The sequence below is a fragment of the Methylosoma difficile genome (assembly GCF_054657615.1).
Genome location: NZ_BAAHYJ010000009.1, coordinates 2,501 through 5,446 on the forward strand (window position 1 = coordinate 2,501; position 2,946 = coordinate 5,446).

General features: G+C 54.6%; 2 rRNA genes (1 of these 2 running past the window's edge). Both read left to right on the forward strand.

Annotation, left to right across the window (positions count from 1 at the left end):
* Positions 1–2,722, forward strand: a 23S ribosomal RNA gene (locus tag ACYQ1O_RS16850) (it extends 129 nt beyond the left edge of the window).
* A gap of 100 nt (positions 2,723–2,822) precedes the next feature.
* Positions 2,823–2,938 (forward strand): 5S ribosomal RNA (gene rrf / locus ACYQ1O_RS16855).
* Positions 2,939–2,946: the final 8 nt, after the last annotated feature.

Below are 2,946 nucleotides of genomic sequence, written 5' to 3' on the forward strand. Positions count from 1 at the left end.
CACCCGCAAGGGTATCCTGCAGTGAATACATAGCTGCTGGAGGCGAACCCGGGGAACTGAAACATCTAAGTACCCGGAGGAAAAGAAATCAACCGAGATTCCCTTAGTAGCGGCGAGCGAACGGGGAACAGCCCTTAAGTGGCGGCAAAGTTAGTGGAACGGTCTGGAAAGTCCGGCGATACAGGGTGATGGCCCCGTACACGAAAACCTGCCGACATGAAAACGAGTAAGGCGAGGCACGTGAAACCTTGTCTGAACATGGGGGGACCATCCTCCAAGGCTAAATACTCCTCATTGACCGATAGTGAACCAGTACCGTGAGGGAAAGGCGAAAAGAACCGGGGAGACCGGAGTGAAATAGATCCTGAAACCGTATGCGTACAAGCAGTGGGAGCATACTTGTTATGTGACTGCGTACCTTTTGTATAATGGGTCAGCGACTTAATCTCAGTGGCAAGCTTAACCGGATAGGGGAGGCGTAGCGAAAGCGAGTCTTAATAGGGCGTCAAGTCGCTGGGATTAGACCCGAAACCGGGCGATCTAGCCATGGCCAGGCTGAAGGTTAGGTAATACTGACTGGAGGGCCGAACCCACATCTGTTGAAAAAGATGGGGATGAGCTGTGGCTCGGAGTGAAAGGCTAATCAAGCTCGGAGATAGCTGGTTCTCCTCGAAAGCTATTTAGGTAGCGCCTCGTGCGGACACTGTCGGGGGTAGAGCACTGTTTCGGCTAGGGGGCCGTCTAGGTTTACCAAACCGATGCAAACTCCGAATACCGACAAGTAATACACGGGAGACACACGGCGGGTGATAAGGTCCGTCGTGAAAAGGGAAACAGCCCAGACCGTCAGCTAAGGTCCCAAAATCTAGGCTCAGTGGGAAACGATGTGAGAAGGCATAGACAGCCAGGAGGTTGGCTTAGAAGCAGCCATCCTTTAAAGAAAGCGTAATAGCTCACTGGTCGAGTCGGCTTGCGCGGAAGATTTACCGGGGCTAAGCCTAGTACCGAAGCTACGGATCACAGCAATGTGGTGGTAGAGGAGCGTTCCGTACGCCTGCGAAGGTCAACTGGAAAGTTGGCTGGAGGTATCGGAAGTGCGAATGCTGACATGAGTAACGACAATGGGGGTGAAAAACCCCCACACCGAAAACCCAAGGTTTCCTGCGCAACGCTAATCGACGCAGGGTGAGTCGGTACCTAAGGCGAGGCCGAAAGGCGTAGTCGATGGAAAACAGGTTAATATTCCTGTACTGGTTATGACTGCGATGGGGTGACGGAGAAGGCTACAGCAGCCGGCGGTTGGAAGTGCCGGTTCAAGCGTTTAGGGAGGTTTTCCAGGCAAATCCGGAAAGCCAATCCTGAGGCGTGACGACGTGTCCGCTTGCGGACGAAGTGTTCGATGCCCTGCTTCCAAGAAAAACCTCTAAGCTTCAGGTCATAAGTAGCCGTACCCTAAACCGACACAGGTGGGTGGGATGAGTATTCTAAGGTGCTTGGGAGAACTCGGCTGAAGGAACTAGGCAAAATGATACCGTAACTTCGGGAGAAGGTATGCCCGTGAAAGCGGGCCGCAGTGAATAGGTGGCTGCGACTGTTTAGCAAAAACATAGCACTCTGCAAACTCGAAAGAGGACGTATAGGGTGTGACGCCTGCCCGGTGCCGGAAGGTTAATTGATGGGGTCAGCGCAAGCGAAGCTCTTGATCGAAGCCCCGGTAAACGGCGGCCGTAACTATAACGGTCCTAAGGTAGCGAAATTCCTTGTCGGGTAAGTTCCGACCTGCACGAATGGCGTAACGATGGCCACACTGTCTCCAGCCGAGACCCAGTGAAATTGAAATCGCTGTGAAGATGCAGCGTCCCCGCGGCTAGACGGAAAGACCCCGTGAACCTTTACTATAGCTTGACACTGGACTTTGAACCGATTTGTGTAGGATAGGTGGGAGGCTGTGAAGCGTGGACGCCAGTCTGCGTGGAGCCATCCTTGAAATACCACCCTGGTCTGTTCGGAGTTCTAACCTCGGCCCGTCATCCGGGCTAGGGACAGTGTCTGGTGGGTAGTTTGACTGGGGCGGTCTCCTCCCAAAGAGTAACGGAGGAGCACGAAGGTACCCTCAGGCTGGTCGGAAATCAGCCAATGAGTGCAATGGCATAAGGGTGCTTGACTGCGAGCCCGACAAGGCGAGCAGGTACGAAAGTAGGTCATAGTGATCCGGTGGTTCTGTATGGAAGGGCCATCGCTCAACGGATAAAAGGTACTCCGGGGATAACAGGCTGATACCGCCCAAGAGTTCATATCGACGGCGGTGTTTGGCACCTCGATGTCGGCTCATCACATCCTGGGGCTGAAGCAGGTCCCAAGGGTATGGCTGTTCGCCATTTAAAGTGGTACGCGAGCTGGGTTCAGAACGTCGTGAGACAGTTCGGTCCCTATCTGCCGTGGGCGTTGGAGGTTTGAGGGAAGCTGCTCCTAGTACGAGAGGACCGGAGTGGACGCACCGCTGGTGTTCCGGTTGTCATGCCAATGGCATTGCCGGGTAGCTATGTGCGGACAGGATAACCGCTGAAAGCATCTAAGCGGGAAGCCCCTCCCAAGATGAGACCTCCCTGGGACTCTAAGTCCCCTGAAGGGCCGTTGGAGACTACGACGTTGATAGGCACGGTGTGGAAGCGCAGCAATGTGTGGAGCTAACGTGTACTAATTGCCCGAGAGGCTTGACCATATAACACCCAATGGGCTTGTTGACATGAAGCCGTTACAGATTTCCAGGGCGGGCCGCAGGGCCTGCCGGAGGCGGGGCCTGCCCCCGCCGCACCAGTTTGCTTGGTGACCATAGCGAGCGTGAACCACCCGACCCCATCCCGAACTCGGAAGTGAAACCGCTTAGCGCCGATGATAGTGTGGCAGTTTGCCATGCGAAAGTAGGGAATTGCCAAGCGCCATAAA